This window comes from Citrobacter sp. Awk 2 (assembly GCF_028069815.1).
Classification (GTDB): domain Bacteria; phylum Pseudomonadota; class Gammaproteobacteria; order Enterobacterales; family Enterobacteriaceae; genus Citrobacter.
Map to the genome: position 1 here is coordinate 1 of NZ_JANEWL010000112.1, position 14,004 is coordinate 14,004.

17 protein-coding genes are annotated in these 14,004 nt (G+C 50.3%); 9 read left to right on the top strand and 8 right to left on the bottom strand.

Translation table 11 applies throughout. The features are described 5' to 3' along the window. Positions 1-129 precede the first annotated feature (129 nt). The 3 genes from NNO02_RS20245 to NNO02_RS20255 are packed head-to-tail and all read left to right on the top strand — an operon-like array spanning position 130 to position 2,362. Positions 130-648, top strand: a complete 519-nt coding sequence (locus NNO02_RS20245; protein WP_040234078.1) for a YfiR family protein — start codon at positions 130-132, stop codon at positions 646-648. Next, positions 641-1,867 carry a diguanylate cyclase DgcN gene (gene dgcN, locus NNO02_RS20250; RefSeq protein WP_271450275.1) on the top strand — a complete coding sequence of 409 codons (1,227 nt, stop codon included), beginning with the start codon at positions 641-643 and terminating at the stop codon, positions 1,865-1,867. The genes NNO02_RS20245 and dgcN overlap by 8 nt, the downstream gene beginning before the upstream one ends. A gap of 12 nt (positions 1,868-1,879) precedes the next feature. Then, entirely contained in the window at positions 1,880-2,362 is a 483-nt protein-coding gene (locus NNO02_RS20255) for an OmpA family protein (RefSeq protein ID WP_005130427.1), read from the top strand. A 261-nt stretch (positions 2,363-2,623) separates the two neighbouring features. Here the strand turns inward: NNO02_RS20255 and rplS are convergent, their stop codons facing one another. From rplS to ffh, 5 genes are all read right to left on the bottom strand, one after another. Continuing rightward, on the bottom strand, positions 2,624-2,971 hold the full coding sequence (rplS, locus tag NNO02_RS20260) for a 50S ribosomal protein L19 (RefSeq protein WP_002914145.1): 348 nt from the start codon (positions 2,969-2,971) through the stop codon (positions 2,624-2,626). 39 nt (positions 2,972-3,010) lie between these two features. Then, positions 3,011-3,778: a tRNA (guanosine(37)-N1)-methyltransferase TrmD gene (gene trmD, locus NNO02_RS20265; RefSeq protein ID WP_003031232.1), complete on the bottom strand. Its 768-nt coding sequence runs from the start codon at positions 3,776-3,778 to the stop codon at positions 3,011-3,013. Between the two features lie 44 nt (positions 3,779-3,822). Beyond that, entirely contained in the window at positions 3,823-4,371 is a 549-nt protein-coding gene (gene rimM, locus NNO02_RS20270) for a ribosome maturation factor RimM (protein WP_271450281.1), read from the bottom strand. 18 nt (positions 4,372-4,389) lie between these two features. After that, the gene (rpsP, locus tag NNO02_RS20275; protein WP_003031228.1) at positions 4,390-4,638 is read right to left on the bottom strand and encodes a 30S ribosomal protein S16; all 249 of its coding nucleotides are present in this window, start codon (positions 4,636-4,638) and stop codon (positions 4,390-4,392) included. Positions 4,639-4,890: 252 nt separating this feature from the next. Beyond that, positions 4,891-6,252, bottom strand: a complete 1,362-nt coding sequence (gene ffh, locus NNO02_RS20280) for a signal recognition particle protein (RefSeq protein ID WP_271455584.1) — start codon at positions 6,250-6,252, stop codon at positions 4,891-4,893. A 165-nt stretch (positions 6,253-6,417) separates the two neighbouring features. On the opposite strand from ffh, the gene NNO02_RS20285 reads away from it, so the two are divergent. Both NNO02_RS20285 and NNO02_RS20290 read left to right on the top strand, forming a co-directional pair. Then, positions 6,418-7,209, top strand: coding sequence for a cytochrome C assembly family protein (locus NNO02_RS20285; protein WP_137383491.1), 792 nt, complete (start codon positions 6,418-6,420; stop codon positions 7,207-7,209). An 18-nt stretch (positions 7,210-7,227) separates the two neighbouring features. After that, entirely contained in the window at positions 7,228-8,517 is a 1,290-nt protein-coding gene (locus NNO02_RS20290; protein ID WP_005130434.1) for an HlyC/CorC family transporter, read from the top strand. A gap of 49 nt (positions 8,518-8,566) precedes the next feature. On the opposite strand, the gene grpE is transcribed toward NNO02_RS20290, so the two are convergent. Further along, on the bottom strand, positions 8,567-9,160 hold the full coding sequence (gene grpE, locus NNO02_RS20295) for a nucleotide exchange factor GrpE (protein ID WP_048212941.1): 594 nt from the start codon (positions 9,158-9,160) through the stop codon (positions 8,567-8,569). A gap of 121 nt (positions 9,161-9,281) precedes the next feature. Here grpE and nadK point away from each other — a divergent pair, with 121 nt between their 5' ends. The 3 genes from nadK to bamE all read left to right on the top strand — a co-directional run bounded on the left by nadK (position 9,282) and on the right by bamE (position 12,401). Then, the gene (gene nadK, locus NNO02_RS20300; protein WP_137383492.1) at positions 9,282-10,160 is read left to right on the top strand and encodes an NAD(+) kinase; all 879 of its coding nucleotides are present in this window, start codon (positions 9,282-9,284) and stop codon (positions 10,158-10,160) included. An 85-nt stretch (positions 10,161-10,245) separates the two neighbouring features. Further along, positions 10,246-11,907 (top strand): DNA repair protein RecN, encoded by a 1,662-nt coding sequence (gene recN / locus NNO02_RS20305; protein ID WP_271455585.1) that lies wholly within the window; start codon positions 10,246-10,248, stop codon positions 11,905-11,907. A 149-nt stretch (positions 11,908-12,056) separates the two neighbouring features. Next, positions 12,057-12,401 (top strand): outer membrane protein assembly factor BamE, encoded by a 345-nt coding sequence (gene bamE / locus NNO02_RS20310; protein ID WP_200009169.1) that lies wholly within the window; start codon positions 12,057-12,059, stop codon positions 12,399-12,401. 50 nt (positions 12,402-12,451) lie between these two features. Here the strand turns inward: bamE and NNO02_RS20315 are convergent, their stop codons facing one another. Continuing rightward, complete coding sequence (locus tag NNO02_RS20315; RefSeq protein WP_271450280.1) at positions 12,452-12,742, bottom strand: RnfH family protein; 291 nt, start codon at positions 12,740-12,742, stop codon at positions 12,452-12,454. Beyond that, positions 12,732-13,175: a type II toxin-antitoxin system toxin RatA gene (ratA, locus tag NNO02_RS20320; RefSeq protein ID WP_040234063.1), complete on the bottom strand. Its 444-nt coding sequence runs from the start codon at positions 13,173-13,175 to the stop codon at positions 12,732-12,734. The genes NNO02_RS20315 and ratA overlap by 11 nt, the downstream gene beginning before the upstream one ends. A gap of 154 nt (positions 13,176-13,329) precedes the next feature. Here ratA and smpB point away from each other — a divergent pair, with 154 nt between their 5' ends. Beyond that, on the top strand, positions 13,330-13,812 hold the full coding sequence (gene smpB / locus NNO02_RS20325) for an SsrA-binding protein SmpB (protein WP_003031211.1): 483 nt from the start codon (positions 13,330-13,332) through the stop codon (positions 13,810-13,812). Positions 13,813-14,004 lie beyond the last annotated feature (192 nt).

Below are 14,004 nucleotides of genomic sequence, written 5' to 3' on the forward strand. Positions count from 1 at the left end.
GATTTAGCTTAAATACTCAATACACTCATTCCAGGAATAATGACGCCCTGGGAAAATAATGTTATTTTGTTGCAAACAATCTTGAATGTATATCGACGCATTACGGCAAACGCTGGTAGGTACCTATTCATGAGCTTTTCTTACCGACTCATACTTCTACTGGCACTGCTTCTGACCGGATTACCTCTGTACGCTCACAGCGTTACGGAAGAGGCAAAATCTGTGCGCTCTATGGTTTCCGGTATCGTCAGTTATACACGCTGGCCCGCACTTTCAGGGCCACCAAAACTGTGTATATTCTCTTCTTCGCGCTTTTCCAGCGTGCTGGAAGATACCCGAGCAGGAGCACTACCCTATCTTCCTGTCATCATTCATACGGAACAAGAAGTTTTAGTTGCGCAGTGTGATGGCTTTTATTTTGGAAAAGAAAGCCCTACATATCAGGCGGAATTAAAGAATAAATATCCTACTAAGGCATTGTTATTAATTGCCGAACAGAATCCCGAATGCGTTATTGGCAGCGCTTTTTGCCTCATAATTAAAGATGAAGACGTGAGATTTTCCGTAAATATGGATTCCCTGTCACGCAGCGGTGTAAGGGTGAGTCCGGACGTATTGATGCTTGCGCGGAATAAAAAGCATGAATAAGGGTCCTTCTCCCATAAAACGCCCAACGTTTAAGCGGACACTACGGCGTATCAGCATCGTCAGCGTACTGGTAACCATGACGCTGATTTGGCTGCTGCTTAGCATTTCTTCTGTGCTGGCTTTGAAGCAATACGCACAAAAGAACCTGGATCTCACGGCAGCAACCATGACCCGCACGCTCGAAGCAGCATTAGTCTTTTCGGATAGTGTCGCAGCATCGGAAACGCTGGCTGCATTGGGGCAGCAAGGGCAATTTTCAGTTGCAGAGGTCCGCAATCAAAAGCAGAAAGTGATCGCCACCTGGCACTATGACGCGCAGGATACCACTGACAAAATCAGCAGCATCATCAGCCACTGGCTGTTCCCGCAACCGGTGACTCAGCCCATTTTGCACAATGGCGACGTTATTGGTGAGGTGCGCTTGATTGCCCGCGATAGCGTTATTAGCCATTTTATTTATTTGTCGCTAGCCGTTCTTACCGGATGCATTTTACTGGCATCGGGTATTGCGTTGATGCTTACTCGTTATTTACACAATGGCGTCGTGGACGCCCTGCAAAATATTACTGAAGTGGTACATGATGTTCGTACCAATCGAAATTTCTCGCGGCGCGTATCTGAAGAGCGGATTGAAGAATTTCATCTGTTTGCTCAGGACTTTAATAGCCTGCTGGATGAGATGGAAGAGTGGCAACTACGTCTGCAGGCAAAGAATGCCCAACTGTTGCGTACCGCGCTACATGACCCTTTGACCGGTCTTGCGAACCGTGCCGCATTTCGTAGCAGTATTAACGCACTGATGAACGACGACGCGGCCCACAGCAGCTCTGCGTTGTTATTCCTTGATGGCGATAATTTTAAATTTATTAATGATACCTGGGGACACGCTGCGGGCGATCGGGTCCTGATCGAAGTCGCAAAAAGGTTGGCCGAATTTGGTGGTAATCGGCATCACCCATACCGACTTGGCGGCGATGAATTTGCCATGGTGCTTTACAGCGTCCATTCTGAATACGAAGTTCAACGTATCTGCGCGGCGTTGTCGCAAGAGTTTAATCGACCTTTTGACCTGCATAACGGTCATCTGGCAAGCATGACACTCAGTATTGGTTTTGCACTGACGTGGGAACATGCCTCTGCCGAGAAATTACAAGAACTTGCCGATCACAATATGTATCAGGCTAAAAATTTGCGCGCTGAGCGCATTATTAAAAAATAAGGAATTACACACATGCTAAAACGTTTATTATCCCCGTTTATTCTCATCATGCTGATTCTGGCAGGCTGTCAGGCGCCTCAGGGGAAATTTACCCCAGAGCAAATTGCAGCCATGAAATCGTACGGATTCACTGAAGCTTCAGGAGACTGGTCTCTGGGTTTGTCTGACACCATCCTGTTTGACAAAAACGACTATAAACTCCGCCCTGAAAGTGAAAAGCAAATCCAGGAAATGGCGTCCAAACTGGCTGCGACCGGGTTAAACCATGCTCGTCTGGATGGTCACACCGATAACTATGGTGAGGACAGCTACAACGAAGCTCTGTCGCTCAAACGCGCCAATGTGGTTGCAGACGCCTGGGCTCAGGGTGCCAATATTCCACGTACTAACCTGACAACCCAAGGGCTCGGGAAGAAATACCCGCTTGCCAGCAACCAAACTTCAAAAGGCCGTGCCGAAAACCGCCGCGTTGCGGTAGTCATCAGTACACCTTAATCATTACCCGGCTGGCTGCGCTAACGGAGAATACGACGTACGAACTCGCGCAGTCAGTCGATTGCAATGACAAACGAAACACCCGCCCCACACGACTCAGCACCTCGCCGGTAACGTAACAATCACCTTTCCATTAAGCCTCAAACGCCGCAAAATCAATTTACCCGGCTAACCGCTGGCATCGGTATTCTGTCGATATAAAAAAAGGGGCCAGCCCAAAATGGCCAGCCCCTTCTATCAGGATGTCGCCTGAGCGATATCTTAGTTAAGACGCTCTTTGATACGAGCAGACTTACCAGTACGCTCACGCAGGTAGTACAGTTTAGCTTTGCGAACAGCACCACGACGTTTAACAGCAATGCTGTCAACTACCGGAGAGTGAGTCTGGAAGACACGCTCAACGCCTTCGCCGTTGGAAATTTTACGAACAGTGAATGCAGAGTGCAGACCGCGGTTACGAATAGCGATAACCACGCCCTCGAATGCCTGCAGACGTTTTTTGGAACCTTCAACAACCCATACTTTCACTTCCACGGTATCACCCGGACGGAAGGAAGGTACGTCCTGCTTCATCTGTTCTTGTTCAAGTTGCTTAATAATGTTGCTCATAATTTAATCTCTTATCCTGGGTAAACTGATATTGGGGGCTTACGCCTGCCCATCATGTTTATGTTGCTGTTGTGCGTGTTCCTTTTTGAACTCCGCCAGCAACCTTGCTTGCTCTTCAGTCAGAGCCAGGTTTTCCAGAAGTTCAGGTCTTCTAAGCCAGGTCCGGCCCAGCGACTGTTTCAAACGCCAGCGACGTATCTCAGCGTGGTTTCCCGACAGTAATACCGCCGGTACCTCCATCTGTTCTAACACTTCAGGTCGGGTATAGTGTGGACAGTCCAGCAACCCGTCAGCAAACGAATCTTCGATTGCTGATGCTTCATGCCCCAGTACGCCCGGAATAAACCGGGAAACGGAGTCGATCAGCGTCATTGCCGGTAACTCACCACCGCTGAGAACGTAATCGCCGATTGACCATTCTTCATCAATTTCGGTTTGAATCACGCGCTCATCTATTCCTTCATAGCGACCGCACACCAGAATCAACTTTTGATTCGTTGCCAGTTCGCTAACGCCCGCTTGATCAAGCTTGCGTCCCTGAGGTGACAGATAAATCACCTTTGCGCCTTCACCAGCCGCAGCTTTTGCTGCATGAATAGCATCCCGTAAAGGTTGCACCATCATCAACATCCCCGGTCCGCCGCCGTAAGGACGATCGTCCACGGTACGGTGCCGGTCATGCGTAAAGTCACGAGGACTCCAGCTCTGGATGTTCAGCAGGCCATTTTTTACTGCCCGGCCAGTTACCCCGTAATCGGTAATTGCACGGAACATTTCTGGAAACAGGCTAACGATACCTATAAACACAAGCCAATCCCCATAACGCCGACTTTTACCGTTTATCCGGTGGTTTAAAAACCAGGATCCCAATCTACTTCGATAGTACGAGTAGCGAGATCGACTTTCTTGATAACCTGCCCATCGAGGAACGGTACTAAACGTTCCTTGATACCAAACGCATCTTTCAGGTTTGCCTTAATGACGATCACGTCATTCGATCCGGTTTCCATCATATCGACGACTTTTCCGAGATCGTAGCCTTCAGTGGTCACTACCTGGCAACCCATAAGGTCTTTCCAGTAGTAGGAACCCTCTTCCAGCGCAGGCAACTGCGAGGAATCCACGACAATTTCACAATTAGTCAGTAGATTCGCCGAATCACGATCGTCAACACCTTTCAGCTTGATGATCAGATCCTGATTGTGGTGCTTCCAGCTTTCCAGCTGTACTTGCTGCCACTGACCCGCCTTCTGGATAAACCAGGGCTGATAGTCAAAAATGCTTTCGGCGTCTTCAGTGGAAGAAAACACTCTGAGCCAACCACGGATACCGTAAGAAGACCCCATTTTCCCCAAAACGATGGGTTCCACGGGTGCCTGTGCGGCGAGTTGCTTGCTCATCATGACCACCGTGACAGATTAAGCTGCTTTGTTTGCTGCTTTGATCAGCGTAGCAACGCGATCAGAAATAGTCGCGCCCTGGCCAACCCAGTGAGCAATGCGATCCAGATCCAGGCGAGTGCCTTCTTCTTTTTCGCTAGCGATCGGGTTAAAGAAGCCAACGCGCTCGATGAAGCGACCGTTGCGTGCATTACGGCTGTCGGTGACAACAACCTGGTAGAACGGACGCTTTTTAGCGCCGTGACGAGCTAAACGAATAGTTACCATAACATCCTCTTGTGTGAATAAAACACCGGGCCCCATCGAGGGAAGGGACCCGGTGTCATATTAAAAGCCCGAAAATTTTACTGATTTCTGAGAAAAAAGCAATCAACAGTTAATAACTCTGCCGTAGAAGGCCGTCGGCGGCGCAGCAAGTTCGGTGCCGGCGTGCGCGCAGCCACCGCAGCGTACACGCAGTACGTGAGGATGGCGAGCACACCCCGGTGCCGAAATAGCCAGTGAGCCAGGCCGGAAAAATTAGCGCCCAGGGAAGCCAGGCGGCATCATCCCCTTCATGCTGCGCATCATCTTCGCCATTCCGCCCTTCTTCATTTTCTTCATCATGCGCTGCATGTCGTCGAACTGTTTCAGAAGACGGTTAACATCCTGTACCTGCATCCCGCAGCCCAGAGCGATACGGCGTTTGCGGGAACCTTTGATGATTTCCGGCTTAGCGCGTTCTTTCATCGTCATCGAGTTGATGATGGCTTCCATACGCACCAGCACTTTATCGTCCATCTGCGATTTCACGTTGTCAGGGATCTGACCCATGCCCGGCAGTTTGCCCATCAGGCTGGCCATGCCGCCCATGTTTTTCATCTGCTTAAGCTGTTCAAGGAAATCGTTCAGATCGAAGCCGTCGCCTTTTTTCAGCTTGCTGGCTAATTTCTCTGCCTGTGCGCGGTCAACTTTGCTTTCGATATCTTCGATCAGCGACAGCACATCACCCATGCCGAGAATACGGGAGGCAATCCTGTCCGGGTGGAACGGCTCCAGCGCTTCCGTTTTCTCACCGACACCGAGGAATTTAATCGGCTTACCGGTGATATGACGAATAGACAGTGCCGCACCGCCACGGGCGTCACCGTCGACTTTAGTCAGTACCACACCGGTCAGCGGCAGAGCTTCGTTAAACGCTTTCGCAGTATTCGCAGCATCCTGACCCGTCATAGCATCGACAACAAACAGCGTTTCTACCGGATTGATAGACGCGTGGACCTGTTTGATTTCGTCCATCATCGCTTCATCAACGTGCAGACGACCGGCGGTATCCACCAGTAGCACGTCGTAGAATTTGAGTTTAGCTTCTTTCAGCGCGGCGTTAACGATATCAATCGGCTTCTGACCGACGTCAGAAGGGAAGAAGTCCACGCCGACCTGTTCGGCCAACGTTTCCAGCTGTTTGATCGCCGCCGGGCGATAGACGTCCGCGGAGACCACCAGTACTTTCTTCTTGTGCTTCTCGCGCAGGAATTTACCCAGCTTACCTACGCTGGTCGTTTTACCCGCACCCTGCAGACCCGCCATCAACACCACTGCCGGTGGCTGGGCCGCCAGGTTCAGCGTCTGGTTCTCTTCGCCCATCGCCGCGACGAGTTCGTTACGAACAATTTTGACGAACTCCTGACCCGGCGTCAGGCTCTTATTCACTTCATGACCAACCGCTTTCTCTTTTACGCGATTGATAAACTCACGCACTACCGGCAGCGCGACGTCAGCCTCCAGCAGCGCCATGCGCACTTCGCGCAGCGTCTCTTTAACGTTGTCTTCAGTAAGGCGTCCACGGCCACTGATATTGCGCAGCGTGCGCGACAAACGATCGGTTAAATTATCAAACATTGTCTCTCGCCTGGGGTGGAAACGGTCGGTCGCAACAGCGACACATCAACAGAAATTTGCCGCAGTATAACATGAAGCCGCCTTTGTTGTTATGCAACGGTTGGAGCAGAGGTCACGTAACGCTATACTGCTTTTCTTTACTCTTGGCCAACTGTCGACACCCATATGCCCGTTTTTGCTCTGTTAGCCCTTGTCGCCTATTCCGTCAGCCTTGCGCTGATCGTTCCCGCCCTGCTGCAAAAAAACAGCGGTTGGCGGCGTATGGCTATTCTTTCTGCGGTTATCGCGCTGGTCTGTCACGCGTTTGCCCTGGAAGCACGTATTCTGCCAGGTGGTGAAAGCGGACAAAACCTGAGCCTGCTGAACGTCGGTTCTCTGGTTAGCCTGATGATCTGTACGGTAATGACCATTGTGGCCTCACGCAACCGCGGCTGGCTATTGCTGCCGATCGTGTATGCCTTTGCATTAATCAATCTGGCATGCGCTACGTTTATGCCCAACGAATACATCACCCACCTTGAAGCCACACCGGGCATGATGATTCACATCGGGCTATCGCTCTTATCCTATGCCACCTTAATCATTGCCGCGCTGTATGCGCTGCAACTGGCATGGATCGATTATCAGCTCAAAAATAAAAGACTGGCGTTCAACAATGAAATGCCGCCATTGATGAGCATTGAGCGCAAAATGTTTCATATCACCCAGATAGGCGTGGTTCTGCTGACGCTGACGCTATGTACTGGCCTGTTTTATATGCACAACCTGTTCAGCACAGAAAATATTGATAAAGCCGTTCTGTCTATCGTGGCATGGTTTGTCTATATCGTTCTGCTGTGGGGACATTACCATGAAGGCTGGCGCGGACGTCGTGTCGTCTGGTTTAACGTCGCAGGCGCAGGCATTCTGACGCTGGCCTATTTCGGCAGCCGCATCTTGCAGCAGTTTGTGAGTTAAGTCTTTTAAGGAACCTACGTGGAACACATCTCCACCACCACGCTTATTGTTACGCTTCTCATCATGGTGGTTATTTCCGCCTATTTTTCCGGTTCCGAAACCGGAATGATGACCCTGAACCGCTACCGTCTGCGACACCGCGCAAAACAGGGAAATCGTCAGGCAAAACGCGTTGAGAAACTGCTTCGTAAGCCCGACCGTCTGATAAGCCTGGTCCTCATTGGTAACAACCTGGTGAATATACTGGCCTCAGCGCTCGGAACCATTGTCGGTATGCGTCTGTATGGCGATGCGGGCGTGGCAATCGCCACCGGGGTTCTGACCTTTGTGGTACTGGTATTTGCTGAAGTATTGCCCAAAACCATTGCCGCGCTGTATCCAGAAAAGGTGGCCTATCCCAGCAGCGTGTTGTTAGCGCCACTGCAAATACTGATGATGCCGCTTGTCTGGTTACTGAATACCATCACACGTCTGCTGATGCGTATGATGGGCATCAAAACAGATATCGTGGTGAGCGGTTCGCTGAGTAAAGATGAACTACGAACGCTGGTGAATGAATCGCGCTCGCAAATCTCTCGCCGTAACCAGGATATGCTACTGTCCGTGCTGGACCTGGAAAAAGTCAGCGTCGATGACATTATGATCCCGCGTAACGAAATCATCGGTATCGATATTAACGATGACTGGAAATCAATCGTCCGCCAACTTTCGCACTCCCCGCACGGGCGTATCGTGCTGTACCGCGACTCACTGGATGATGCCATTAGTATGCTGCGCGTCCGTGAAGCCTGGCGACTCATGGCCGAGAAAAAGGAGTTCACCAAAGAGACCATGCTACGCGCCGCTGACGAAATATACTTTGTCCCGGAAGGTACCCCACTCAGCACTCAGTTGATCAAATTTCAGCGTAATAAGAAGAAGGTCGGCCTGGTGGTCAACGAATATGGCGATATTCAGGGGTTGGTCACCGTTGAAGATATTCTGGAGGAGATTGTCGGTGACTTCACCACGTCAATGTCCCCGACGCTTGCCGAAGAAGTCACGCCACAGAATGACGGCTCAGTGATTATTGATGGCAGCGCCAACGTTCGTGAAATCAATAAGGCCTTTAACTGGCATTTGCCGGAAGATGATGCGCGAACGGTAAACGGTATTATCCTTGAAGCACTGGAAGAGATCCCCGTTGCCGGCACGCGAGTGCGCATTGGTCAGTACGATATCGATATTCTCGACGTACAGGACAATATGATTAAGCAGGTGCAGGTATTGCCAGTCAAACCACTTCGCGAGAGCGTATCTGACCAGTGAGGATAATTCAGACCGGGTAACGCATCAGCACTACCCGGTCTGAAGCTGATTAGCTTTTTGCTTTCGCCACAGACACCATTGCAGCGCGAATGGTACGTCCGTTAAGGGTATAGCCTTTCTGCATTACCATCAGCACGTTACCGGCAGCAACTTCATCAGACTCGACCATTGCAATAGCCTGGTGTACGTTCGGGTCCATCGGCACATCGATATCCGCAACCACCTGCACGCCAAACTTCGCCACAACATCCAGCATCGATTTACGGGTCAGTTCAATACCTTCAACCATCGCCGCCATCGCGTCATTATCTTTGTTCGCCACTTCCAGCGCGCGGTCCAGGCTATCCAGCACCGGCAGCAGTTCGTTGACGAATTTTTCCAGCGCAAACTTATGCGCTTTTTCTACGTCCAGTTCGGTACGACGACGCAGGTTTTCCATTTCCGCTTTGATACGCAACACGCTGTCACGCTCGCGCGTTTCAGCTTCTGCAAGCTGAGCCTCCAGATTCGCAATCTTTTCATCGCGCGGATCCACCTGCTCAGCAGAAGCGTCTGATTCAACCGCCTCAACTTCTTCGTGCTGATCCATGATAATTTCTTCCGGGGCTTGCCCCTCAGGCGTTTTCTGTTCTTTACTACTCATGAATTTCTCCGCGTTTTTTCGCATTCATCTCGCTAACTTGGCTTATTATGGGGATCAGATTCAGGGATTCAAGGGAAGTACTCACATTGTCACCAATCTTCGTTACAAGGACCTCGAGAAAATGAACAAACATTTCAAGTGTATTGGCATTGTGGGGCATCCACGTCACCCTACTGCACTGACGACACATGAAATGCTCTACCGCTGGTTATGCACGAAAGGTTACGAGGTTATCGTGGAGCAACAAATCGCCCATGAGCTCCAACTGAAAAATGTGCAGACCGGTACGCTGGCAGAAATTGGTCAACAGGCGGATCTCGCGGTGGTTGTCGGTGGCGACGGCAATATGCTTGGGGCCGCACGCACGCTTGCGCGTTACGACATCAAGGTCATCGGGATTAACCGCGGCAACCTCGGTTTTCTGACCGATCTTGACCCGGACAATGCCCAACAGCAATTAGCAGATGTACTGGAAGGTCATTATATCAGCGAAAAGCGTTTTTTACTTGAAGCACAGGTCTGCCAGCAGGATTGCCAAAAGCGTATCAGCACTGCAATCAATGAAGTGGTGTTGCACCCAGGCAAGGTTGCGCACATGATTGAATTTGAAGTCTATATAGATGAAATTTTTGCCTTCTCTCAGCGTTCAGACGGACTGATTATCTCCACACCAACTGGGTCTACCGCCTACTCGCTGTCTGCCGGAGGTCCCATTCTCACCCCTTCCCTGGATGCCATTACGCTGGTACCGATGTTCCCACATACGCTCTCCGCTCGCCCGCTGGTAATTAACAGTAACAGCACGATTCGCCTGCGCTTCTCGCATCGCCGTAATGACCTGGAGATCAGCTGCGACAGCCAGATTGCCTTACCTATACAGGAAGGCGAAGACGTATTGATTCGCCGCTGTGATTATCACCTGAATCTGATTCATCCCAAAGATTACAGCTATTTCAACACATTAAGCACTAAGTTAGGCTGGTCAAAAAAATTATTCTAATTTAACGCCAACCTCTTTACTGTATAAAAAACCAGTTTATACTGTATGCAATCACAGTCATGGTTTTTCATACAGGAAAACAGCTATGTTGGCACAACTGACCATCAGCAATTTTGCTATCGTTCGTGAACTGGAGATCGATTTCCAAAGCGGAATGACCGTCATCACTGGCGAGACCGGTGCGGGTAAATCCATTGCCATTGATGCTCTCGGGTTGTGTCTGGGCGGGCGGGCGGATGCCGACATGGTGCGCACAGATGCCACTCGCGCCGATCTGTGTGCGCGTTTCTCTTTAAAAGACACCCCTGCGGCGCTACGCTGGCTGGAAGAGAACCAGCTTGAAGATGGTCGTGAGTGTTTGTTACGCCGCGTAATCAGCAGCGACGGCCGTTCCCGCGGCTTTATCAACGGCACTGCCGTTCCCCTGTCACAGCTTCGCGAACTGGGTCAGTTGCTTATTCAAATCCATGGCCAGCACGCGCATCAGCTTCTGACAAAATCGGAACACCAAAAGTCTCTGCTTGATGGTTACGCTAATGAAGCGTCCCTGATTCAGGAAATGTCCGCACGCTACCAGCTATGGCATCAGAGCTGCCGTGATCTGGCCCATCATCAGCAACAAAGCCAGGAACGCGCTGCCCGGACGGAACTGTTGCAATATCAGTTAAAAGAGCTGAATGAATTCAACCCCCAGGCGGGCGAGTTTGAGCAAATTGATGAAGAGTACAAGCGTCTGGCTAACAGCGGGCAGTTGCTCACCACCAGCCAGCAAGCGCTGGCTATCATGGCCGATGGCGAAGACATTAACCTGCAAAGCCAGTTATATACAGCCAAACAGCTGGTCAGTGAACTGGCGGGCATGGACGGCAAGCTCTCTGGTATTCTGGACATGCTGGAAGAGGCGACTATTCAGCTCAGCGAAGCCAGCGACGAACTGCGACACTACTGTGATCGCCTGGATTTAGACCCTAACCGTTTGTTTGAGCTTGAACAGCGTATTTCTAAGCAAATCTCTCTGGCGCGTAAGCATCACGTCGCCCCTGAAGCATTGCCACAGTTTTACCAGTCCCTGCTTGATGAGCAACAGCAGCTTGACGATCAGGCTGACTCGCTCGAAACCTTAACCCTGGCGGTAAACGCGCACCACCAGCAGGCGCTGGAAACGGCAAAAATATTGCACCGCCAGCGCCAGCATTACGCTCAGGAATTGGGGAAACTCATCACAGAGAGTATGCATGCACTCTCAATGCCGCACGGCCTCTTTTGCATCGATGTGAAGTTTGATGAACACCATCTGAGCATAGACGGAGCCGATCGCATTGAGTTTAAAGTCACTACGAACCCAGGCCAACCGTTGCAGCCAATTGCGAAAGTCGCTTCTGGTGGGGAACTGTCGCGCATCGCACTGGCCATTCAGGTGATTACCGCGCGTAAAATGGAAACCCCAGCGCTGATTTTTGATGAAGTTGACGTTGGTATCAGTGGTCCGACGGCAGCGGTTGTGGGTAAGCTACTGCGCCAGTTGGGTGAATCAACTCAGGTGATGTGCGTCACCCACTTGCCGCAGGTTGCGGGTTGCGGTCATCAGCATTTCTATGTCAGCAAAGAAACGGACGGCGCAATGACTGAAACACATATGCAGGCGCTTGATAAACGCGCACGTCTGCAGGAGCTCGCTCGCTTACTTGGCGGTAGCGAAGTAACGCGTAATACCCTCGCGAATGCAAAAGAACTGCTGGCAGCATAAACTTTTTTACCTTGCTAAGGTCTGAGTTCAACATAAAATCGCCGACTGACCTGACACCAAAAGGTTTTAAAGTGGTGAAAGGTCTATTATCATCGGCATATTACATATGAGCCGCGTACTGCTCGGGCCCGAAAAGGAATCAAATCACTATGCGCTGTAAAACGCTGACTGCTGCTGCAGCAGTACTACTGATGTTGACCGCAGGCTGTTCCACTCTGGAGCGAGTGGTTTACCGCCCTGACATCAACCAGGGAAACTATCTGACACCTACTGATGTCGCTAAAGTACGTACGGGTATGACGCAACAACAGGTTGCTTATGCTCTGGGTACACCAATGATGTCCGATCCTTTTGGCACCAATACCTGGTTTTATGTGTTCCGTCAGCAGCCGGGTCATGAAGGCGTGACGCAGCAAACGCTGACGCTGACCTTTAACAGCAGTGGTGTATTGACCAACATTGATAACAAACCTGCCCTGACCGACAAAAAGTAGGTTTAAGAGATCAAAAAAAGGTGCTCAATGAGCACCTTTTTTAATGTTTGTTATTTTTTAGCGGATTTCTCTGCCCGCTGCCTGCGCAGTTCTTTCGGATCAGCAATCAACGGTCGATAGATTTCTACCCGATCGCCATCATGTACGACATCAGCAAGCTTCACCGGACGGCTGTAGATGCCCACCTTATTTTTGCTGAGATCGATATCAGTACGTAGTTCCAGCAGCCCGGAAGCGCGAATCGCTTCTTCGACGGTTGCGCCCTGCTGCAACGTCACGCGCTGTAGATACTGTTTCTCCGGCAGCGCGTACGCGACTTCAACGACAATCTTAGCCGACACTGACACTGTAAACCTCTTTTGCGCGAACCGTGAAGGCCTGCACCATGTTCGACGCCAGCTCTTTAAAGATACGGCCAAATGCCAGTTCGATCAGTTTATTCGTGAACTCAAAATCAAGATGAAATTCAATGCGACACGCTTCCTGGCTCAACGGCGTAAACTTCCAGCCCCCAATGAGTTTTTTGAACGGTCCATCGACCAGATGCATAAGGATGCTCTGGTTACTGGTCAGTTGATTACGCGTGGTGAACGTTTTGCTAATCCCTGCTTTAGAGACATCCACAGCCGCTGTCATCTGCCCCGGAGTCGACTCCAGGACACGGCTTCCGGTGCAACCCGGTAAAAACTGAGGATAGGATTTAACATCATTCACTAACTGATACATCTGTTCCGCACTGTAAGGTACTAAAGCGGTCCGGCTAATCTGAGGCATAACAATTTCCATCAATATCAATCGTGCAAATAATACCATTTATCATCCGCTAAAAAAAACGCTATAGCCCAACTCGTGCTAAGATAGCGCCTTGCGCCCCGCTGGATGAAATGGGGTGTTTTTCAATTCCAGATTACCTATACTGAGCGGCATTATGACGAAGAAAAAAGCACACAAACCTGGCTCAGCCACAATCGCGCTCAACAAGCGCGCACGACACGAATATTTTATCGAAGAAGAGTTCGAGGCTGGACTCGCACTGCAAGGCTGGGAAGTCAAATCCCTGCGTGCAGGAAAGGCCAATATTGGCGATAGCTATGTCATTCTCAAAGACGGCGAAGCATTCCTGTTTGGTGCCAACTTCACGCCGATGGCCGTTGCCTCAACGCACGTCGTGTGTGACCCTACTCGCACCCGTAAACTTCTGTTAAACCAACGCGAACTCGACTCCTTATATGGGCGTATGAATCGTGACGGTTACACCGTTGTGGCACTTTCTCTGTACTGGAAAAATGCCTGGTGCAAAGTCAAAATCGGCGTCGCAAAAGGGAAGAAACAGCACGACAAGCGTTCTGATGTAAAAGAGCGTGAGTGGCAGTTGGACAAAGCTCGTATTATGAAAAATGCAGGTCGATAAATCCCTTCTCAGCAGCCAGTCTCTCATCATGAGGCTGGCCCTTATTGTTTAGTTATTGAAACCCATCCATTACATTCACCAAAATTATAGTTTTTACACCGCTGAATCGTTCAAACCTAAAATAGTCTTTCCATTATTTTATCGGGTCCATAGCTTAATAAAAATAAAAGTTCAAGAGCGTGTTTTTTATAT